The following is a 20,462-nucleotide window of genomic DNA, read 5'->3' as shown; positions in this document are numbered from 1 at the left end:
TCAGTCCGACACGGTAGGGTCGTAATTTGCATGCATGTTGAATCATGCATACGAGGATGCGCCGCGCCGGCATCCCGGCGGGGGCGCAAGCTGCCCCGTCCTGCCCCAGGCTCCCCTGTCGTTCGGATTGGAGAGCCCTGCGGGCGGCTCGCCGGTTCGTGTGCAGTTGATGTATTTCAACGCCGGCGGCGGGCATCGGGCGTCGTCGCTGGCGCTCGAAGCGGCGATCGGCCGGGCCGGACTGGGCTGGCTGGTGGAGCGGGTGAATCTGCTCGAACGGGTGGACGTGCATGACGTCTTCCGCCGCTGGACCGGCATGGCCCCCGAAGGCATCTACAACAAACGCCTGGCCATGGGCTGGACGGCCGGACTGGCGCAGGAGCTCAGGCTGCTGCAGGCAGGCATCCGCATGGGCCACCCTTTCCTGATGAAACGACTGCGGCAGCACTGGCTGCTGAGCCGGCCCGACCTGGTGGTCTCGCTGGTGCCGAACTTCAATCGGGCCATGTTCCTGAGCCTGCAGCAGGCGCTGCCCGGCACGCCCTATGCCACGGTGATGACGGACCTAGCGGATCTGCCGCCGCGGTTCTGGATCGAAAAGGGCCTGCCCATCCACATCGTGTGCGGCACGCCGCGTGCCGTGGCCCAGGCCCATGCTGCGGGATGCGCGCCCAGCCATGTGCACAGTGTCTCGGGCATGCTGCTGCGCCACGATTTTTACGCGCCGCGCCTGGGCGGGTCGGATCGGCTGGTGCGCCGGCGCGAGCTGGGCTTGCCGCTGGACCGCCCGGTCGGGCTGGTTCTGTTCGGCGGCGAGGGTTCGCGCCAGATGCTGACCATCGCTCGCCAGTTGCCCGACGTGCCGCTGATCCTGCTGTGCGGCAACAACGAGGCCCTGGCCCGCGCATTGCGTGAGTTGCCCGCCCGCGCCCCGCGCGCGATCGTCGGCTACACCGGCGACATTCCCCAATACATGCAGCTGGCGGATTTCTTCATCGGCAAACCGGGACCGGGCAGCCTGAGCGAGGCCATCCAGATGGGTCTGCCTTGCATCGTGGCCTCGAATGCCTCGACGCTGCCGCAGGAGCGCTACAACACGCACTGGCTGCGGGAGCAGGAGCTGGGGTTGACGATCGGCGGCTACGACGAGATCGCCTGGGCGGTGGCACGCCTGCTGGCCGACCTGCCGCGTTTCCAGGCGGCTGCCCGGCGGGTGCGCAACCATGCGAGCGACGAGTTGCCCGGCGTGCTGGCCGGGATCGTGGCACAGGTCCCGACACGGGCCGCCGCTGTTCTCGCAGCCGGCGCGGTCATGCGCATGAGTTGAAGCCCTGGGTCGATGCCTGCCGCCATGAAGGAAGCCGTGCAGTCTGCCGGCTGGAAGCGCTGGCGGCCCGGAGCGGCCCGCGTATGGCGCCGGTGTTCAGCGCAGAGGCGTGACCGGCAGCTCGAGGTCGTCGAGCAGATGCAGGGGATCTTCCTGAACCGCCGGCTGGCGTTTGCCGCGCGGCGCATGGCTCATGGGCCAGCGGACGATCTCGAGTCGGCCGTCGGCATGCTCGACCAGCGCGCTCAGGCTCTCGACCCAGTCGCCGTCGTTGGCATAGAGGATGCCCTGGATGTCGCGCATCTCGGCGTGGTGAATGTGGCCGCAGACCACGCCGTCCATGCCGCGCTGGCGCGCTTCGCGGGCGACGGCGTTCTCGAAGTCGCCCACGTAGCTCACGGCACGCTTGACCTTGAGCTTGAAGTATTGCGATATCGACCAGTAGGGCAGGCCCAGCCACGCACGGCAGATGTTGAGGTGGCGATTGAGCTTGAGCGAGAACTCGTAGAGCACGTCGCCGACATGGGCCAGCCACTTGGCGCATTGGATGACGCCGTCGAACTGGTCGCCGTGGAGGATCCACAGGCGTTTGCCGTCGGCCGTGGTGTGCACGGCCTCGTCGGCGACTTCGATGCCTCCCAGGGTGACGCCCAGGAAACGGCGGGCGAACTCGTCGTGGTTGCCGGCGATGAACGTCATGCGGGTGCCCTTGCGGACCTTGCGCAGCAGCTTCTGGATCACGTCGCTGTGGGCCTGAGGCCAGTGCCAGCTGCGCTTGAGCTGCCAGCCGTCGATGATGTCGCCCACCAGGTACATCTGCTGGCACTCGACGTGGCGCAGGAAATCCAGCAGGGCGTGGGCCTGGCAACCCGGTGTGCCCAGGTGCACATCCGAGATCCAGACCGTACGGACATTCATCGACCGGCGCGCCGGCACGTTGTCGGCGGCTCCGAAGGGCTCGGGCGGCTGTCGTTGCCCGTCCGCGGGCGAGGTGGCGCGATGGGTGAGGGACGGATGTCGCATGCCGCCATGGTGGCGCGGCTTGATGACGGCGGCGTGGCGGTTGTGTGTCAATCGTGTGAGCGCATGCCGGCCGCTTCGGACCGCGGCTGGCGGGACCGGGCACCGTCCTAGAATGTCGGATACCGTCACTGATACCGGGGTCGGATCGCACGGTCTCGCCCCCGCTGCTTGCCATGTCCTACGATTCGAACAACATTTTTGCCAAGATTCTGCGGGGCGAAGCGCCCTGCGTGCCGGTCTACGAGGATGCGACGACGCTGGCCTTCATGGACCTCATGCCGCAGGCCGAGGGCCATGTGCTGGTGCTGCCGCGCGAGGCGGCGGCGACCCTGCCCGAGCTGTCCGATGCAGCCGCCCGCGACTGCATCGCCGTGGTGACGAGGCTGGCCACGGCGATCCAGGCGGCGACGCAGGCCGATGGGGTGTTCGTGGGCCAGTTCAATGGCGCCGCGGCCGGTCAGACGGTACCCCATGTGCATTTCCACATCGTGCCGCGCCATGCGGGCCGTGGGCTGCGCGAGCACGGCGCGGTGCGGGCCGAAACCGCCGACCTTCAGGCCGTGGCGCAACGCATCAAGGCCCGTCTTGCGGTTTGACGGCCGGCTGCTGGCCGCCGGAGCCCGCCGACAGGGTCACGCGTGGGCGTGTCGGCCACGGGCCGGCGTGGCGCGCTGTGCACCGGCATAGCGGTCCAGCGCCAGGCCTTCGGTGCTGATCTCGGTCTTGTGGCCGCACAGCATGTCGCTGATGAGCTTGCCCGAGCCGCACGCCATCGTCCATCCCAGCGTGCCGTGGCCGGTATTGAGGTAGAGATTGCGGTAACGCGTCGCTCCCACGATGGGGGTGCTGTCCGGGGTCATGGGGCGCAGGCCGGTCCAGAACGTGGCGGCAGGAATGTCGCCGCCCGGGAAGAGGTCGCGAACCACCCGTTCGAGTGTGGCGCGGCGCTTGGGGTTGAGGCGCAGGTCGAAGCCGCCGAGTTCGGCCATGCCGCCGACGCGGATGCGTTTGTCGAAACGGGTCACGGCGATCTTGTAGGTCTCGTCCAGAACGGTCGACTGCGGCGCCATGCTCTCGTCCGTCAGGGGGACGGTGAGGGAGTAACCCTTGACGGGGTAGACCGGCACATCGAGGCCCAGGGGCGAGATGAAATCGCGGGTGTAGCTGCCGAAGGCCAGCACGTAACGATCGGCGGTCAGGACCCGTCCATTGACTTTCACGCCCTGGATGGCGTCGCCGGCCCAGACCAGCGATTCGACCTGCTGGTCGAATCGGAAATCCACGCCGAGGCCGGTGGCCAGCTTGGCAAGGGCCTGGGTGAACAGGTGGCAGTCGCCTGTTTCGTCGTTGGGCAGGCGCAGTCCGCCGGTGAGCCGGTCCTTGGCATGGGCGAGCGCGGGTTCGACGCTCGCCAGTTGATCGGGCGTGAGCAGTTCGTGCGGAACGCCGCATTCGCGCAGCACGGCGATGTCGCGCTCCACCGCATCGAGCTGCGCGGCGGAGCGGAACAGCTGAAGGGTGCCGCCCGAGCGGTTTTCGTACGAGATGCCGGTGTCGGCGCGCAACTGGCGCAGGCAGTCCCGGCTGTACTCGGCCACCCGCGTCATGCGTTCCTTGTTGACGGCGTAGCTTTGCGCGTTGCAGTTGCGCAGCATCTGCGCCATCCAGCGCAACTGCCACAGGCTGCCGTCGAGGCGGATGGCCAGGGGGGCATGCTCCTGGAACATCCACTTGATCGCCTTGAGCGGAATGCCGGGCGCAGCCCACGGCGTGGAATAACCCGGAGAGATCTGGCCGGCATTGGCAAAACTGGTTTCCTGCGCCACGCTGGGCTGGCGCTCGAGAACCGTGACCTGTGCGCCGGCCCGTGCGAGGTAGTACGCGGTGGTGGTGCCGATCACGCCGCCGCCCAGGACGATGACTTTCATGGAAATGCTCCGGGATACTCAGGAATCAAAGTGGATATTCAGACTTTAGGGCTTTGAGTGCAGTGGATTTCACTGAAATTTCGGTGCATGGCATGGGTATTTGCTGATTAAATGGTGCTCCTCCAAGGGAATCAGTGAAATGCACGAACTCGACCGCATCGACCGCAAAATCCTCGACATCCTGCAGCGTGAAGGCCGCCTGTCCATGACCGATCTGGCCGAGCGGGTCGGGCTGTCGGCGTCGCCGTGCACCGAGCGCGTCAGACGCATGGAGCGTGCCGGCGTGATCACCGGTTATCACGCCCGGGTGTCGCCGGCGGCACTGGGCAAGACGCTGCTGGTCTTCGTGGAGATCAAGCTGGTGTCGAAATCCGGCGATGTGTTCGACAAGGTGCGCAAGGAACTGCTGCATGTGCCCGAGGTGCTGGAGTGCCACCTGGTCTCCGGCAGTTTCGACTACCTGGTCAAGGCCCGGCTGCGGGGCATGGACGAGTACCGGCATCTGCTCGGGGACATCCTCAAGAAACTGCCCGTGGCAGCGGAAAGCCACAGCTATGTGGTGATGGAGGAGGTCAAGGAAACGCTGGTGCTGCCGGTCGACCGCTGATCGGCGCACACACCGGCAGACGACGAAAAAAGCCCCGCAAGGCGCTGGGCCGTGCGGGGCGGGAGCCCTATTCGGCGAGAGCCCGACAGGTCGGGTGGCGCGGGCCTGGCTTTTCTTCTCGAGCCGATCAGGCCGTTTCGGCCAGTGCGTCGCTCAGGGCGTTGATCAGGCGATCGATCTCGGCTTTTTCGCTGATGAAGGGCGGGGCCAGCTGGATGGTGTCGGCACCGTACCGGACATAGAAGCCCTTTTTCCAGCACGCCATGGCGATCTCGAAGGGGCGGCGCGCGGGTTCGCCGGGCAGGGCATCGATGGTGATGCCGGCAGCCAGGCCGAAATTGCGGATGTCGGTGACGTGCTTCACGCCCTTGAGGCTGTGCACGGCCTGTTCGAAATACGGTGCCAGGGCCTGCACGCGGCCCACGCCGTCTTCCTTGATCAGCAGGTCGAGCGCGGCGATGCCGGCTGCACAGGCCACCGGGTGGGCCGAGTAGGTGTAGCCGTGCGGGAACTCGACCAGGTAGTCCGGGCCGCCTGCCGCCATGAAGGTGTCGTAGATTTCTTTCTGCACCACCACGCCGCCCAGCGGCTGGGTGCCGTTGGTGACCTGCTTGGCGAAGTTCATGATGTCGGGCACCACACCGAACGCGTCGGCGCCGGTGTAGCTGCCGCAGCGGCCGAAGCCGGTGATGACCTCGTCGAAAATCAGCAGGATGTTGTGGGCCGTGCAGATGTCGCGCAGGCGCTTGAGGTAACCGATGGGCGGGATCACCACACCGGCCGATCCCGAGAAGGGCTCGACGATGACGGCGGCGATGTTGGAGGCGTCGTGCAGCGTGATGAGGTCGAGCAGACGATCGGCCAGATCGGCACCGTTCTCGGCCTGGCCCTTGGTGAACTTGTTGGCCGCGATCTGGGTGTGGGGCAGGTGGTCGGCGGCGATGCCTTCACCGAAGGTCTTGCGGTTGCCGCCGATGCCGCCGACGGAGATGCCGCCGAAGTTCACGCCGTGATAGCCCTTTTCGCGGCCGATCAGGCGAGTCTTGCTGGCCTGGCCCTTGGCGCGCCAGTAGGCACGGGCCAGCTTGAGCGAGGTGTCGGCTGCTTCCGAGCCCGAACCCGCAAAAAACACGTAGTCGAGGCCTGCGGGCGTCAGGTCCTTGATCTTGTTGGCCAGCTCGAACGCGGTGGGGTGGCCGAACTGGAACGCCGGTGCGTAGTCGAGCTTGGCGATCTGTTTGCTGACGGCTTCGACGATCTCGGTGCGGCCATGGCCCAGGCCCGTGCACCACAGGCCCGAGAGGCCGTCGAAGATCTTGCGGCCATCGGCGTCGGTGAAGTAGGCCCCCTTGCCCTCGACGATGATGCGCGGATCGGCCTTGAACTGGCGGTTGCCGGTGAACGGCATCCAGTGGGCTTCCAGCCAGGCGGCATCGGTGCGGACGGCGGGCGGTGTGGCGGGCGCGGGAATGGTGGCAAGGGTCATGGCGGTCAGGCGGCGAAGCCCGCTCCGTTCAATTGAAGAAAATGAACAACAGAGCCATTGTTGGGCCGGGCGATAGTGGTGAAAATAGGTCGATATCAATGTTCACTTGATGATTCATGCAAGTAAGACCGACGACGCCCTCTCCAGAGCCCCTGCCGGCCACGGCTTTGCCCGCCAAGGCGAAGAGCCGGGCGGTGCTGGGCCAGCTCAGCGACATGGACCTGCGTCTGCTGCGGGTGTTCAAGAGCGTGGTCGAGTGCGGCGGCATGGCTGCGGCCGAACTCGAGCTCAACATCGGCACCTCGACCGTGAGCCGGCACGTCAAGGATCTCGAGACCCGGCTGGGTCTGGTGCTGTGCAGGCGGGGCAGGGCCGGTTTTGCGCTGACTCCCGAAGGCCAGAGGGTGTACGAGGAAACGCTGCGACTGCTGGCTTCGGTCGACGGCTTTCGCAGCGGCATCGACGACATCCACCGGCGCATGGGCGGGCAGCTCGAGATCGCGGTCTTCGACAAGACCGCCAGCAATCCGCAGGCCCGCATCGCCGAGGCGATCGCCCGGTTCGCCCGGCACGCGCCCGAGGTCGCCCTGAGCGTGCATGTCGCCTCCATCAGCGCCATCGAGCGCGGCATCATCGACGGCCGGTTCCATGTGGGCGTGATTCCCACGCACCGGAACTCGCAAAGCCTGGCCTACGCCGATCTGTTCGGCGAGACCATGCTGCTGTATTGCGGCCGCCAGCACGCGCTCTTCGGCCAACCGCACGACGCCCTGAGCTGGGAGCGTTTGCGGGACTACCCGTTCGCCGGGCTGGCACATCATTCGCCCAACATGGAGCTCAGCCACCGGGCCAACCTCACCCGCAAGGCCACAGGGTCGGACGAGGAGGCCATCGCGTTGCTGATCCTGTCAGGGCAGTTCCTGGGTTTCCTGCCCGACCACTATGCCAGCCGCTTCGAGCAGCAAGGGCAGATGCAGGCCATCGCGCCCGAGCGCTTTCACTACACCTGCCGTTTCGTGAGCGTGCTGCGCAAGTCGCCGCAACCCACACGGGCCACACAGCTGTTCCAGGATTGCCTGATGGCGGTGCATCCGGACGCGATCCGCTAGCTCGCCACCGGCACGGGTCTTCCGTCGCCGGGCCCGGGCTAGTGGATAACCGGGATGGGTCGTCGGCCGTTCCGGATGCTCCAATGGGGACTGCGTCCCCTGGCGGGCGTGGCGGCGGCGATCGGGCCTGGCCGTCTCTTTTTACTCGGATCGTGTGGATCTTCCGTACTGGAGAGCGTCATGAGAGTTCAACCCTATCTGTTCTTCGAAGGCCGATGCGAGGAGGCCATCGCGTTCTACCGGGAGGCGCTGGGGGCGCAGGTGGTCGCCCTCATGCGCTATGGCGAAGGGCCGCAGCCGTCGATGTGTGCCGGGGCGCAGGCGCACCATGTGATGCATGCCAGCGTGCGCATCGGCGATGTGGAACTGCTGATGTCCGACGGGCAATGCAGCGGACAGCCGGCGGTGTTCCAGGGCTTTTCTCTGACGCTGAACGTCGCCGGCACGTCGCAAGCTGAGCGGACGGTGGCTGCGTTGAGCGACGGCGGAACCCTCACCGTGCCGTTGATGGCGACGTTCTTCTCGCCGGCTTTCGGTGTGGTGCAGGACCGCTTCGGCTTGCCCTGGATGGTGGTAGCCGAGCAGCCCGCCGCGGCCTGAGTCCCGATTCAGAAGGAGACGACATGATGGATGAACAACAACCGGGCCATGTCTGGCTGTCCCGGCTCCAGGGTGAGTGGACCTCCGAGTCCCATGCGGACATGGGCCCCGACCAGGCGCCGTGCGTCACCCGGGGGCGCGAGCGGGTGATCGGCCTGGGCGGGCTCTGGGTGGTGTGCGAGGGCGATGCCCAGACGCCGGACGGATCTCCCATGCAATCGCGCATGACGCTGGGCTACGACCCCGAACAGCAGTGTTTTGTGGGGACCTGGGTGTGTTCGGTGATGTCTCGGATCTGGTCGTACACGGGTTATCTGGACGGATCGGAGCGCGAGCTGGTGCTGGACTGCGAAGGCCCGAGCTTCAAGGGCGACGGCACGACGGCTCGTTACCAGGATGTCATCGCATGGGTCTCCGACGCAGAGCGAACCTTGACTTCGCGGGTGCTGCAGGACGACGGCAGCTGGCAGGTCTTCATGACCGCCACCTATCGGCGGGCGGCCTGAGGCCAGGCGGGCCGCTTTTCAGCGCACGGTCTTGCGGTGCCAGTGCCAGGGGCCGCGCAGCGGCCATTCCATGTTCGGCGCCAGCACACGCGGTGCCCAGAAGCGGGCGCAGGCGATGGCCAGCAGGGCGGCGACGATGACATCGGTCAGGAAGTGTTCCAGCGTCAGCACGCGGCACAGGCCCACGACCGTGGCGAGGGCCATCAGCGGCCAGCGCCAGCGGGGCAGCAGGTGGGCGAGCACGGCCGCTACGGCAAATGCCGTGAGGGTATGGCTGGACGGGAACGAGTTGTAGGGCGAGCCCGAGAAAGGCGTGGCCAGACCGTAGAAGGCATTCTCGAGGAAGACCGAAGGCCGCGCACGCGCGACCAGGTGTTTCAGGACAAGGGTGAGGATGCCGCCCGAAGCCATGGTGAGCAGCATGAAGAGACCGCCACGCACCAGCCGTTCGGCAACCGGCGCCCAGCGGCGCACCGCATGCCGGGGCAAAGCCCAGAGTCCGATGCCGTAGGCTCCCAGTGCCATCAGGGCATAGGTTTCCGCATCCGCCACGCCGCTGAGGTCGTCGAAGAACTCGTCGAGGGCCGGTGTCAGGTTCGCGGCGACCAGTTGGGTCAGCGGCAGATCGATCCACAACGCAGCTGCGCCCAGCGCAAGCGTGCAGGCGAGAAAGAGGAAGGATTGTTGTTTCATGACCTGGGAGTTGGGCGCAGGACGAAGAGAGGGCAGCGAGGAGGGGCGCAGCAGCTTTTGCGGAATAGACCCGTCCAGCTGCATTGCCCAACGCCGGACATCATAGCGTTCGGCGTCCGTTGTCGTCGTTTTTTTGGTGTCTGCGGGCGGGCGGCTGTCCGCCGTGCCCTCATTTCCGAGGCAGTGCTTTTGCGCGATGCACCCGCACCGGATTCCCAAGTGCGCATCCAAAAAAGAAGCCGCCGTGCATCGTTGGAGATGCACGGCGGCTTGGCGGTGCGCGGCGAAGGCCGCGTGGCAGACAGGGTCTTGTCAGACCCGGCGTTGCCGAGGGCTTTTAGACGGGCACGCGGTCTTCGGCACGGGCGGGCAGTTGAGCCTGCTTGTTTTCCCAGGCATTGAGTTCGGCCTGGACTTGAGCGCGCGAGACGGACGGGGCGTTGTCCTGGGCAACGAAACGGGGGTTCTCTGCACGGGCCGGAGCGCTGGCCAGTTGTTGTTGGTACTGGGCCAGTTCGGCCTGCACCTGAGCGCGCGAAACCGGAGCGCCCTGGGTCACGGGGAAGGCGGGGTTGTCGAGGTTTTCGGCGAAGCTGGCAACCGAGGTCAGGCTGGCGGCGGCGAGGATGGCGGCGGCGATGGTCTTGTTCATGATGGTTCCTTTGGGTCTGTCGTTTCACGACATTTTTATGATGCCCATGTCGTTCAAGGCATGACTGAAGTTTGAACCTGCAGCGGCGACCTGTCCGTGCGATTTATCACATCCCGCCGCAAGTCGTGGAGGTGTCGAAGGATTGATTCCGCCCAAAGAAAAACCCCCGGCAGCGTGGAGGCTGGAGGGGGCGGGGCGGGGCGGGGTTGGGCGGGCGCGGACTCCGCGCCAGACCTCACGCGTCGATGTTCGACGCCCGCAAGGCATTGCTTTCGATGAAGTGGCGGCGCGGCTCGACGTCGTCGCCCATCAGCGTGGTGAAGACCTTGTCGGCCTCGATCGCATCGGCGATCTGCACCTGCAGCAGGCGGCGCACATTGGGGTCCATGGTGGTTTCCCAAAGCTGCGCGGGGTTCATTTCACCCAAACCCTTGTAGCGCTGGCGGCCTACGCTGCTTTCGGCCTGCGACAGCAGCCATTGCATGGCTTCGCGGAACTCGCTCACCTTGTGCTGCTTCTGTTTGTCGCCGGTACCGCGGCGGACCACCGCGCCTTCGCCGATGAGGCCGTCGAAGGTCTCGGCGGCACGGCGCAGGGCGGCGTAATCGCCGCCGGCCACGAAGTCGGCGCTCAGCGTGCTGACCTTGTCGTTGCCGAAGATGCGGCGCGTGATGGCCAGTTGGGGCCGATCGTTGCGCGGGTCGATCAGGGCAGTGACCTTGGCGTCGTGCAGCGCGGCCTGCAGGGCAGCGGCCGAGACCTCGGCTTCCTCGAGGGTGGCGAGCTTGAGTTCGACCCCCTGCACGATGGCCATCAGGGCCTCGGCGTCCAGCCAGTTCGACAGCCGGTGCACCACCTGGTAGGCCAACTGGTACTGGCTGGCAATGCTGTCGAGCGCTTCGCCTTCGATGACGGGGCGGTCGGCGCCGGGCACCAGTTGCGCTTCCTGCAGTGCGATCTGCAGCAGGTAGGCATCGAGCGCCGGCGTGTCCTTGATGTATTGCTCTTGTTTGCCGTGCTTGACCTTGTAGAGCGGCGGCTGCGCGATGTAGATGTGGCCGCGCTCGACCAGCTCGGGCATCTGCCGGTAGAAGAAGGTCAGCAGCAGGGTGCGGATGTGAGCGCCGTCGACGTCGGCGTCGGTCATGATGATGATGCGGTGGTAACGCAGCTTGTCGATGTTGAAGTCGTCCACGCCCGCGGTGCCGCCGATGCCCGTCGCCTTGCCGATGCCGGTACCCAGCGCCGTGATCAGCACGACGATTTCATTGCTGGTGAGCAGCTTTTCGTAGCGCGCCTTCTCGACGTTCAGGATCTTGCCGCGCAAGGGCAGGATGGCCTGGAACTTGCGGTCGCGGCCTTGCTTGGCCGAGCCGCCGGCGGAGTCGCCCTCGACGATGTAGATTTCGCACAGCGAGGGGTCTTTTTCCTGGCAGTCGGCCAGCTTGCCGGGCAGGCCCAGGCCGTCGAGCACGCCCTTGCGGCGGGTCATTTCACGCGCCTTGCGTGCCGCTTCGCGGGCCCGGGCGGCCTCGACGATCTTGCCGCAGATGATCTTGGCGTCGTTGGGCCGTTCCTGCAGGTAGTCGGTGAGCGTGCGGGCCACGATGTCTTCGACCGGTGCGCGCACTTCGCTGGAAACCAGCTTGTCCTTGGTCTGGCTGCTGAACTTGGGCTCGGGCACTTTCACGCTGAGCACGCAGCACAGGCCTTCGCGCATGTCGTCGCCCGTGACCTCGACCTTGGCTTTCTTGGCCAGTTCGTTCTCTTCGATGTACTTGTTGATGACCCGTGTCATCGCTGCCCGCAGGCCGGTGAGGTGGGTGCCGCCGTCGCGTTGCGGGATGTTGTTGGTGAAACACAGCACCTGTTCGCCGTAGCTGCTGTTCCACTGCATCGACACTTCGACGCCGATGTGGGTGCCCGGGATGCCGCCGTAGCTCTCGGCCGGGCGCTCGCCCATGGCGTGGAAGATCGTGGGATGCAGGACCTGCTTGCCTTCGTTGATGAACTGCACGAAACCCTGCACGCCGCCGGCGCCCGAGAAGTCGTCTTCCTTGCCGCTGCGTTCGTCCTTCAGGCGGATGCGAACGCCGTTGTTCAGGAAACTCAGTTCACGCAGGCGCTTGGCCAGGATCTCGTAACGGAACTCGTGGTTTTCCTTGAAGATCTCGACGTCGGGCAGGAAGTGCACGGTGGTGCCGCGCTGGCTGGTCTCGCCCACGATTTTCATCGGGGAGGTCTCGACGCCGTCGACGATGGCGATCTGCCGGTCTTGCACAAAACCGCGCGAGAAATCGATCGCGTGGATCTTGCCGTCGCGGCGGACTTCGAGGTGGAGGCTGATCGACAGCGCGTTCACGCAGGACACGCCGACGCCGTGCAGGCCGCCCGAAACCTTGTAGCTGTTCTGGTTGAACTTGCCGCCCGCGTGCAGTTCGGTGAGCGCGATTTCCGCCGCCGAGCGCTTGGGCTCGTGCTTGTCGTCCATCTTCACGCCGGTGGGAATGCCGCGGCCGTTGTCGCTGACCGACAGCGACTGGTCGGCGTGGATGGTGATGACGATGTCGTCGCAGTAGCCGGCCAGGGCTTCGTCGATGGAGTTGTCCACGACCTCGAAGACGAGGTGGTGCAGTCCGGTGCCGTCGGAGGTGTCGCCGATGTACATGCCGGGGCGCTTGCGGACCGCTTCCAGTCCTTCGAGGATCTGGATGGAGCTGGCGCCGTAGTCACTGGCCCCGGCCGCCGGTGCAGGTGTGCCCGGCTGCGTTTGATCTGATTCCGGGGTGGTGTTGTCTTCGCTCATGTGTCAGTCGGTCAACAAAAAAGTGGCTTGCTAAAAACGTTGAAGGCCCCGGGACGTTCGTCCCTGGGGCCTGGGCGCCTGGCCGGATGGCCTAGATACGCATGGGCATGACCACGTACTTGAAGCTGGGGTTCTCGGGGATGGTCAGCAAGGCCGAGCTGTTGGCATCGGCCAGTTCGAGCTTGACCATATCGTGCTGGATGTTCGAGAGCGCGTCGATGAGGTAGGTGACATTGAAGCCCATCTCGATGGTGTCGCCACCGTAGTCGATGTCGAGCTCGTCGACGGCCTCTTCCTGTTCGGCATTGCTGGAGGCGATGCGCAGCACACCCGGCTCGACGCTCAGGCGCACGCCCTTGAACTTGTCGGAGGTGAGGATGGCGGTGCGCTGCAGCGCGGCCAGCAGCGGTGCGCGGCCCAGGGTGACGTTGTTCTTGTGGTTCTTGGGGATGACCCGGTTGTAATCCGGGAACTTGCCCTCGACCAGCTTGGTCACGAACTCCATGCCGCCGAAGCTGAACTTCGCCTGGTTGTTGGCGAACTGCAGTTCGATCGCGCCTTCGTCGTTGCTGAGCAGGCGCTGGAGTTCGAGCACGGTCTTGCGCGGCAGGATGACTTCCTGCTTGGGCACCTCGACGTCGAGCGTGGCGTTGGCAAAGGCCAGGCGGTGGCCGTCGGTGGAGACGAGTGCCAGCTGCTTGCCTTCGGCCACGAACAGGATGCCGTTGAGGTAGTAGCGGATGTCGTGCACCGCCATGGCAAAGGAGACCTGGTTGAGCAGGTCCTTGAGCGTCTTCTGGGGCACGCTGAAGGCCGGGCCGAAGTTGGCGGCTTCCTGCACCAGCGGGAAGTCGTCGGCCGGCAGCGTCTGCAGCGTGAAACGGCTCTTGCCGCCCTGCAGGACGATCTTGTTCTGCTGCGCGTTCAGCGACACCGTCTGGTCGTTGGGCATGGAGCGCAGGATGTCGATCAGCTTGCGTGCGCCGATGGTGGTGGTGAAATCGGTGGCATCGCCGTCGAATTCGACGGTACGGCGGATCTGGATTTCTAGATCGCTGGTCGTGAACTGGATCTGGCTGCCGTGCTTGCGCAACAGGACATTGGCCAGAATCGGCAGTGTGTGCCGCCGCTCCACGATACCGGAGACAGATTGCAGGACAGCCAAAACTTTGTCCTGTGTTGCCTTCAAAACGATCATCTCTACCTCTTCTTACTGTCGTGTTCGTTGCGCAGGGGCCGGGAGGAAGGCCTCACCAGGCTGCCATCAAGCCCGCCTTGGCCTGGGCAAAACTGTTTCATTCTCGCTGATTGCCGGGCATTTCAGGCAAAAGTCGCGCGTTCATCTCCGGAAATTCTGGAGAAAACGACCGTGTGCCAGCAGCAATCGACGACATCGCTTCCATAAAGATAGCGATCATCGGCGCTGCCCGTGCACACGCCCGCGGGTCGCATCAGCCCTTGAGCGTCTGTTCCAGCACATGCAGTTGCTGATTCAGTTCGGTCAGTTGCTGGCGTTCGCCGGAAATCTTGCGCACGGCGTGCAGGACCGTGGTGTGGTCGCGGCCGCCGAACAGTTCGCCGATCTCGGGCAGGCTCTTCTGCGTCAGTTCCTTGGCCAGGTACATGGCGATCTGGCGCGGCCGCGCGATGCTGGCCGGGCGTTTCTTCGAGTACATGTCGGCGACCTTGATCTTGTAGTAGTCGGCCACGGTCTTCTGGATGTTCTCGACGCTGATCTGGCGGTTCTGGATGGAGAGCAGGTCGCGCAGGGCCTCGCGGGCGAGCTGGATGGACACGTCCTTCTGGTTGAACCGCGAGTAGGCCAGGATCTTGCGCAGCGCGCCTTCGAGCTCGCGCACGTTGGAGCGCACGTTCTTGGCCACGAAGAAGGCGACTTCCTCGGGCATGTCGGCGTTCTCGGCCTTGGCCTTGCTGATCAGGATGGCCACGCGCATCTCGAGCTCGGGCGGCTCGATGGCCACGGTGAGCCCGGCGTCGAAACGCGAGACCAGGCGCTCGGAAATGTCGGCCAGCCCCTTGGGATAGGTGTCGCTGGTCATCACGATGTGCGATTTCTTGGCCAGCAGGGCCTCGAAGGCGTTGAAGAACTCCTCCTGGGTGCGGTCCTTGTTGGCGAAGAACTGGACATCGTCGATCAGCAGCAGATCGAGCGAGTGGTAACGCGCCTTGAATTCATCGAATGTCTTGCGCTGGTAAGCCTTGACCACATCGCTGACGAACTGCTCGGCGTGGATGTAGAGAACTTTGGCGTCGAGCTTGTCGGCGAGCAACTGGTTGCCCACGGCGTGCATCAAGTGGGTCTTGCCCAGGCCGACGCCGCCGTAGATGAACAGCGGGTTGTAGAGCTGGCCCGGATTGTTGGCCACGTGCATGGCCGCGGCGCGCGCCATGCGGTTGGCCGAACCCTCGACCAGGGTGTCGAAGGTCAGTGCCGGGTTGAGCCGGGTCTTGTTGGGCAGGGTCGGCGGTTCTTCGGCCAGTGCCGGCGGGGCCGCAGGGGCCAGGGCTTCGACTACGGCAGGCTTGAATGCAGGTTTGGCGGGCACTTCGCGCTGAGCGAGCGCTAACTCAAGGACGACGGGCTGGCCATAGGTCTCGGCCAGCAGATCGGCGATGCGGGAGGCGTACTGGGCGCGGATCCAATCCATCTTGAAGCGGTTGGCGACGTAGACGGTGACCTTGCTGAAGTCGGATGCGACCGTGGCCGAGAGCGGCTTGATCCAGGTGTTGAATTGCTGCTCCGGCATCTCCTGGGCCAGTTGATCCATGCAGGCCTGCCAAAGCGTCAAACTGTCTTGGGGCGTCATGAAAGGCGGGATTTCCTGGGCAAAATGGGATGGGTGTTCTTGTGGATAGCTTATGCCCAAAGGCCAGGACGATTGTAGTCAGCCGGGGAGTTATCCACAAGTCGCGCCGACGGTGCTCGGGCACGGCGTATCGCGACAAGGGCGCGTATTTGACCATAAAACGGGCACCTCTGCTGCCTCTGTCGACCCGATGATCTGTCCGGATATCGCCCGCAGAGGCGTTCCGATTGCTCAACAAGTTGGCAGGCGGTCCGGTGGACGGCCTGCGATCGCATTCTTCTTTTGATAGCTGTGAGCGTGCCGGGGCGCGGCTGTCGGACCGATTGTGTGGTTTTCGGTTGCCGCATACCTCGCCTGGCTTGTCGCTGGCTGGGAAGTTTGCGATAATCGCAGGTTCCCCCGACTGGTAGGAGTTTGCGTCGCCGTGGGTTTTCGATTCATCGAGAGCCGGCTGCACGTGGGCTTTGCGCCGCGGATCAGAGCAGTCTCTCTTCACACACGGCAGCTGCCACGCGACAAAAGGCGTGTGGCTGTCTGGTGGCGGTTTGCAAAGATCGTTCGGTGGTCAATTTTGGATGGCGCCCGCCGGCAATGCCGGCAACCAGGCGCCATGCCGCACCTATACAAGACCGACCTCAGGATTCATCATGAAACGTACTTACCAGCCTTCCAAGACCCGTCGCGCCCGCACCCACGGTTTCCTGGTTCGCATGAAGACCCGCGGCGGCCGTGCCGTGATCAACGCACGCCGCGCCAAGGGCCGCAAGCGTCTGGCCGTCTAAGTCTTTTTTCGCCTGCATGGCCGATATCGGTGATGCGCGTTGCGCGCAGACACCCGGTTCGGCCACGCGTGCGGATCCAGCCTTGCCTCGCCTCAAGACCCGGGCCCAGTTCCAGTCGGTGCTGTCGCACGCCACGCGCGCGCGAACGGCTCATTTCGCCTTGCACATGCTGCCGCTGTCCGGCAGCAGCCAGCCGCAGGGCGATGCGCAGCCGCTGGAGGCTCTGTTTCCAGCCGGCGGCGTCTGGCTCGGGGCCATGACGCCCAAACGCTGGGCTCGCCGTGCGGTGACGCGCAACGCCATCCGCCGTCAGATCTATGCCTTGGCGCTGGCCGAAGGCCCGCCTCCTGCCGCCCAAGCCGATGTGGCCTGGGTGGTGCGCCTGCGTGCGGAATTCGATCGCAAGACGTTCGTCAGCGCCAGTTCCGATTCGCTCAAGCAGGCGGTTCGCGCCGAGCTTCAGCGGCTGTGGGCGCGTGCCGCATCATGACGGACCGGGCCCGCTTCCAGCCGGGCCTGTGGCCGCGTCGCGGCCTGATGGCCCTGGTGCGCGGCTATCGTTTGCTGCTGAGCCCCTGGCTGGGTGCAAGCTGCCGGTTCGAGCCCACGTGTTCCCAGTACGCCCTGCAGGTTCTCGAACGGCATGGCGCCGTCGCCGGCAGCGCTTTGACCCTCTATCGCTTGGCGCGTTGCCAGCCTTGGTGTCAGGGCGGCTATGATGCGGCGCCCGAGCATCTGCCGCGTGGGCTGGGAATGTTCACGCGGCTGCTCAGTCCCTCCTCGCCGCCGGCACCCACTCCGGCTGACCCCATCACGTCATCAAAGAAGCCGTCATGAATGACATCCGACGTACCCTCCTGTGGGTGATCTTCTGTTTTTCGCTGATCCTGCTTTGGGATCAGTGGCAGATCCACAATGGACGCCCCGCCACGTTCTTCCCGCGTGCCGAGCAGACCACCGCCACCGCCAATGACCCGGCCGCACCGGCCAATGCGAATTCGACGGTGCCTCCGACGTCCAGCAATGCGGCTGCGGCCGGCCCGGGCGCCGTGCCGGGCGAGCAGGCTCCCGCCGCCGAAGTCCGGAGCGAGCAGGTCGACATCAGCACCGACGTGCTGCGCCTGACCTTCAACACCGAGGGCGGATCGCTGGTCCGCACCGCGCTGCTGCAGTACTCCGACCAACTCGGCGGCAGCGAGCCTGTTCTGCTGCTCGACGAAAACGCCAACCGGGTCTACCAGGCCCAGACCGGCCTGATCGGCGGCGCCTTCCCGACCCACAAGACACCCATGGCCCTGGTCGAGGGCCCGCGTGCGCTCTCCGAAGGCCAGAACGAACTCCAGGTGGTGTTCGAATCGCAAGACCTGGGTGGCCTGAAGCTGCGCAAGACCTATACCCTGCGCCGCGGCGACTACGCCATCGGCGTTCGCCACGAGGTGGTCAACACCGGCTCGGTTGCCGTGTCGCCGCAGCTCTATCTGCAGATCGTGCGCGACGGCAACGCCCTGCCCAGCAGCACGCCCTTCGGATTCGCGGCCACCTTCACCGGTCCGGCCGTCTACGATGCGCAGAACAAGTTCAAGAAGATCGACTTCAAGACCATCGAGGAAAACAAGGCCGAGATGCCGGCCCCCTCGGACAACGGCTTCGTGGCGATGGTGCAGCACTATTTCGCCAGCGCCTGGATCCTGGGCGACAACGTGCGCCGTGACTTCTTCACCCGCAAGGTGGGCAACAACCTGTATGCCGTGGGCATGATCGCGCCGCTCGACGCCCTGCAGCCCGGCCAGACCCGCACCATCGATGCGACGTTCTACGCCGGCCCTCAGCTCGAGAAGCGCCTGGAAGCGCTGACCCCGGGCCTGGAACTGGTCAAGGACTATGGCTGGCTGACGATTCTGGCCAAGCCGCTGTACTGGCTGGTCGACCGCCTGCACAGCCTGCTGGGCAACTGGGGCTGGTCGATCGTGGCACTGGTGGTGCTGCTCAAGGCCGCCTTCTTCTGGCTGAACGCCAAGGCTTACTCGAGCATGGCCAAGATGAAGGCGATCAACCCGCGCATTCAGGAAATGCGCGAGCGCCTCAAGGAAAAGCCGCAGCAGATGCAGCAGGAGATGATGCGCATCTACAAGGAGGAGAAGGTCAATCCGCTGGGCGGCTGCCTGCCCATCCTGATCCAGATCCCGGTGTTCATTGCGCTGTACTGGGTGTTGCTGTCGTCGGTCGAGTTCCGCCAGGCGCCCTGGATTCTGTGGATCCACGATCTGTCGGCACCCGATCCGTTCTACATCCTGCCGCTGCTGATGACCGCCTCGACCATGCTGCAGACCTGGCTGAACCCGACGCCTCCGGATCCGATGCAGGCTCGCCTGATGTGGATCATGCCGCTGGTGTTCTCGGTGATGTTCTTCTTCTTCCCGGCCGGCCTGGTGCTGTACTGGCTGACGAACAACATCCTGTCGATCGCGCAGCAGTGGGTGATCAACCGCCGCCTGGGTGTCAACGGCGGCAAGAAAAAACCCGCCTGACGACGGCCTGCGGGCCGACCCCCCGGTGCGCCTGCGGTGCACCGGGTCCCAACAGAGCCGCACCTGCGGCTCTTTGTGTTTCTTCTGTTTGAATGACGGCAGGCCACTGCGGCCACGTCCCACGGTCGGGGCGTGGCGTGGCGGTTGCCAGGAGGCTGCGGACATGCTCCATCACACGGTTCCCATCATTGCGATCGCCACCGCGCCCGGGCGTGGTGCGGTCGGTATCGTGCGCCTATCGGGCCGCGGTCTGGCGGCCATGGCCGAGCGCCTGTGCGGGCAGGTTCTGGCGCCGCGCGTGGCCACGTACCTGCCGCTGCGCGACCTGCAGGGGCAGGTGATCGACCGCGGACTGGCGCTGTTTTTCCCGGGGCCGCATTCGTACACGGGCGAGGATGTGCTGGAACTGCAGGTGCACGGCGGGCCCGTGGTGCTGCAACTGCTGCTCGCGCATGCCCTGGCCCTGGCCGCCCAGCGCGACGCGGCGACCGGCCGGCCCCTGCTGGCGGACTTGCGCATGGCACGGCCGGGCGAGTTCACCGAACGCGCGTTCCTCAACGGCAAGCTGGATCTGGCCCAGGCCGAGGCCGTGGCCGATCTCATCGATGCAAGTACCGAGGCTGCTGCGCGCAGTGCCAGCCGGTCGTTGTCCGGTGTCTTCAGCCAGGAAGTGCAGGCCTTGCGCGAGGGACTGGTCAATCTGCGCATGCTGGTCGAGGCGACGCTGGATTTCCCCGAAGAAGAGATCGACTTTCTGACGCAGGCGGATGCCGCGGGCAAGCTGGCCCGTCTGCGCGATGCCCTGGCAACGCTGCAGCGGCGCACCCGGCAGGGTTCGCTGTTGCGCGAGGGCATCAAGGTGGTCATCGCCGGCCAGCCCAATGCCGGCAAGAGCTCCCTGCTCAATGCCCTGGCCGGTGCCGAGCTGGCGATCGTCACGCCCATTGCGGGCACCACCCGCGACAAGGTCAGCCAGACGATACAGATCGAGGGCGTGCCCTTGCACATCGTCGATACGGCGGGCCTGCGCGAATCCGACGATACCGTCGAGCGCATCGGCATTGCCCGCGCCTGGGACGAGATTGCCAGCGCCGACGTGGTGCTGTTCCTGCACGACCTGACACGCCGGGGCGAGGCCGCCTACCAGGCCGAGGACGAGCGCATCGCACAGCGCCTGCCCGGTGCCGTGCCCCGCATGGATGTGTGGAACAAGGAAGATGCAGTGGCCGCGGAGCGGAACGCGGCGTTCGGCGAGGCCGGGGCGCATCCCTCGCTGCGCCTGTCGGCCCGTACCGGCGAAGGCCTGGAGGCGCTTCGCCGCTGGCTGCTGCAGGCCGTGGGCTGGCAGAGCGCCGACGAGGGCATCTTCATGGCCCGCGAGCGCCATGTGCAGGCCCTGGCGGCCGTGCAGGCGCATCTGGAACTGGCGGCGGAGCATCTCACGGCGCAGGCCCAGTCGCTGGACCTGCTGGCCGAGGAGCTCCGGCTGGCCCAGCACGCGCTCAATGAAATCACGGGGGAGTTCACCAGCGACGACTTGCTGGGGGAGATCTTCTCGAGGTTCTGCATCGGGAAGTGAGCCGACGC

19 protein-coding genes are annotated in these 20,462 nt (G+C 65.5%); 11 read left to right on the top strand and 8 right to left on the bottom strand.

Annotated elements, in window-relative coordinates; genetic code table 11:
* Positions 1-34: 34 nt before the first annotated feature.
* Positions 35-1,327, top strand: coding sequence for a galactosyldiacylglycerol synthase (locus EC845_RS12945; RefSeq protein ID WP_233598054.1), 1,293 nt, complete (start codon positions 35-37; stop codon positions 1,325-1,327).
* Positions 1,328-1,423: 96 nt separating this feature from the next.
* Here the strand turns inward: EC845_RS12945 and EC845_RS12940 are convergent, their stop codons facing one another.
* Positions 1,424-2,350, bottom strand: coding sequence for a UDP-2,3-diacylglucosamine diphosphatase (locus EC845_RS12940; protein WP_370451322.1), 927 nt, complete (start codon positions 2,348-2,350; stop codon positions 1,424-1,426).
* A 173-nt stretch (positions 2,351-2,523) separates the two neighbouring features.
* On the opposite strand from EC845_RS12940, the gene EC845_RS12935 reads away from it, so the two are divergent.
* Complete coding sequence (locus tag EC845_RS12935) at positions 2,524-2,946, top strand: HIT family protein (RefSeq protein WP_123298534.1); 423 nt, start codon at positions 2,524-2,526, stop codon at positions 2,944-2,946.
* A gap of 36 nt (positions 2,947-2,982) precedes the next feature.
* On the opposite strand, the gene EC845_RS12930 is transcribed toward EC845_RS12935, so the two are convergent.
* The gene (locus tag EC845_RS12930) at positions 2,983-4,278 is read right to left on the bottom strand and encodes a D-amino acid dehydrogenase (protein ID WP_123298533.1); all 1,296 of its coding nucleotides are present in this window, start codon (positions 4,276-4,278) and stop codon (positions 2,983-2,985) included.
* A gap of 139 nt (positions 4,279-4,417) precedes the next feature.
* On the opposite strand from EC845_RS12930, the gene EC845_RS12925 reads away from it, so the two are divergent.
* Positions 4,418-4,885 carry a winged helix-turn-helix transcriptional regulator gene (locus EC845_RS12925; RefSeq protein WP_123298532.1) on the top strand — a complete coding sequence of 156 codons (468 nt, stop codon included), beginning with the start codon at positions 4,418-4,420 and terminating at the stop codon, positions 4,883-4,885.
* 127 nt (positions 4,886-5,012) lie between these two features.
* Here EC845_RS12925 and EC845_RS12920 read toward each other — a convergent pair whose 3' ends face one another.
* Positions 5,013-6,371, bottom strand: a complete 1,359-nt coding sequence (locus EC845_RS12920; protein ID WP_123298531.1) for an aspartate aminotransferase family protein — start codon at positions 6,369-6,371, stop codon at positions 5,013-5,015.
* 215 nt (positions 6,372-6,586) lie between these two features.
* Here EC845_RS12920 and EC845_RS12915 point away from each other — a divergent pair, with 215 nt between their 5' ends.
* From EC845_RS12915 to EC845_RS12905, 3 genes are all read left to right on the top strand, one after another.
* Positions 6,587-7,480 carry a LysR family transcriptional regulator gene (locus EC845_RS12915; RefSeq protein ID WP_233598077.1) on the top strand — a complete coding sequence of 298 codons (894 nt, stop codon included), beginning with the start codon at positions 6,587-6,589 and terminating at the stop codon, positions 7,478-7,480.
* 180 nt (positions 7,481-7,660) lie between these two features.
* The gene (locus tag EC845_RS12910; protein ID WP_123298529.1) at positions 7,661-8,080 is read left to right on the top strand and encodes a VOC family protein; all 420 of its coding nucleotides are present in this window, start codon (positions 7,661-7,663) and stop codon (positions 8,078-8,080) included.
* A 23-nt stretch (positions 8,081-8,103) separates the two neighbouring features.
* Positions 8,104-8,586, top strand: a complete 483-nt coding sequence (locus EC845_RS12905) for a DUF1579 domain-containing protein (RefSeq protein WP_123298528.1) — start codon at positions 8,104-8,106, stop codon at positions 8,584-8,586.
* Positions 8,587-8,604: 18 nt separating this feature from the next.
* Here EC845_RS12905 and EC845_RS12900 read toward each other — a convergent pair whose 3' ends face one another.
* From EC845_RS12900 to dnaA, 5 genes are all read right to left on the bottom strand, one after another.
* On the bottom strand, positions 8,605-9,279 hold the full coding sequence (locus tag EC845_RS12900; RefSeq protein ID WP_158615691.1) for a phosphatase PAP2 family protein: 675 nt from the start codon (positions 9,277-9,279) through the stop codon (positions 8,605-8,607).
* Positions 9,280-9,616: 337 nt separating this feature from the next.
* Positions 9,617-9,931 (bottom strand): DUF4148 domain-containing protein, encoded by a 315-nt coding sequence (locus EC845_RS12895; protein ID WP_123298526.1) that lies wholly within the window; start codon positions 9,929-9,931, stop codon positions 9,617-9,619.
* Positions 9,932-10,166: 235 nt separating this feature from the next.
* On the bottom strand, positions 10,167-12,737 hold the full coding sequence (gene gyrB / locus EC845_RS12890; protein WP_123298525.1) for a DNA topoisomerase (ATP-hydrolyzing) subunit B: 2,571 nt from the start codon (positions 12,735-12,737) through the stop codon (positions 10,167-10,169).
* Between the two features lie 91 nt (positions 12,738-12,828).
* Entirely contained in the window at positions 12,829-13,935 is a 1,107-nt protein-coding gene (gene dnaN / locus EC845_RS12885) for a DNA polymerase III subunit beta (RefSeq protein ID WP_123298524.1), read from the bottom strand.
* A gap of 253 nt (positions 13,936-14,188) precedes the next feature.
* A complete protein-coding gene (gene dnaA, locus EC845_RS12880; protein ID WP_123298523.1) occupies positions 14,189-15,565 on the bottom strand; it encodes a chromosomal replication initiator protein DnaA in 1,377 nt (458 codons plus the stop codon).
* 647 nt (positions 15,566-16,212) lie between these two features.
* On the opposite strand from dnaA, the gene rpmH reads away from it, so the two are divergent.
* The 5 genes from rpmH to mnmE all read left to right on the top strand — a co-directional run bounded on the left by rpmH (position 16,213) and on the right by mnmE (position 20,454).
* Positions 16,213-16,347, top strand: coding sequence for a 50S ribosomal protein L34 (gene rpmH / locus EC845_RS12875; RefSeq protein WP_005798102.1), 135 nt, complete (start codon positions 16,213-16,215; stop codon positions 16,345-16,347).
* 82 nt (positions 16,348-16,429) lie between these two features.
* Complete coding sequence (locus tag EC845_RS12870; RefSeq protein WP_123298819.1) at positions 16,430-16,837, top strand: ribonuclease P protein component; 408 nt, start codon at positions 16,430-16,432, stop codon at positions 16,835-16,837.
* Positions 16,834-17,184 carry a membrane protein insertion efficiency factor YidD gene (gene yidD / locus EC845_RS12865; protein ID WP_123298522.1) on the top strand — a complete coding sequence of 117 codons (351 nt, stop codon included), beginning with the start codon at positions 16,834-16,836 and terminating at the stop codon, positions 17,182-17,184. Before EC845_RS12870 ends, yidD begins: the two co-directional genes overlap by 4 nt.
* A complete protein-coding gene (gene yidC / locus EC845_RS12860; protein ID WP_123298521.1) occupies positions 17,181-18,875 on the top strand; it encodes a membrane protein insertase YidC in 1,695 nt (564 codons plus the stop codon). Before yidD ends, yidC begins: the two co-directional genes overlap by 4 nt.
* Before the next feature lie 163 nt (positions 18,876-19,038).
* The gene (gene mnmE, locus EC845_RS12855; protein ID WP_123298520.1) at positions 19,039-20,454 is read left to right on the top strand and encodes a tRNA uridine-5-carboxymethylaminomethyl(34) synthesis GTPase MnmE; all 1,416 of its coding nucleotides are present in this window, start codon (positions 19,039-19,041) and stop codon (positions 20,452-20,454) included.
* The last annotated feature ends 8 nt before the right edge of the window (positions 20,455-20,462 follow it).

The sequence above is a fragment of the Comamonas sp. BIGb0124 genome (genome assembly GCF_003752175.1).
Lineage (GTDB): Bacteria > Pseudomonadota > Gammaproteobacteria > Burkholderiales > Burkholderiaceae_C > Comamonas_F.
This window is presented reverse-complemented; position numbering and strand designations above follow the sequence as displayed.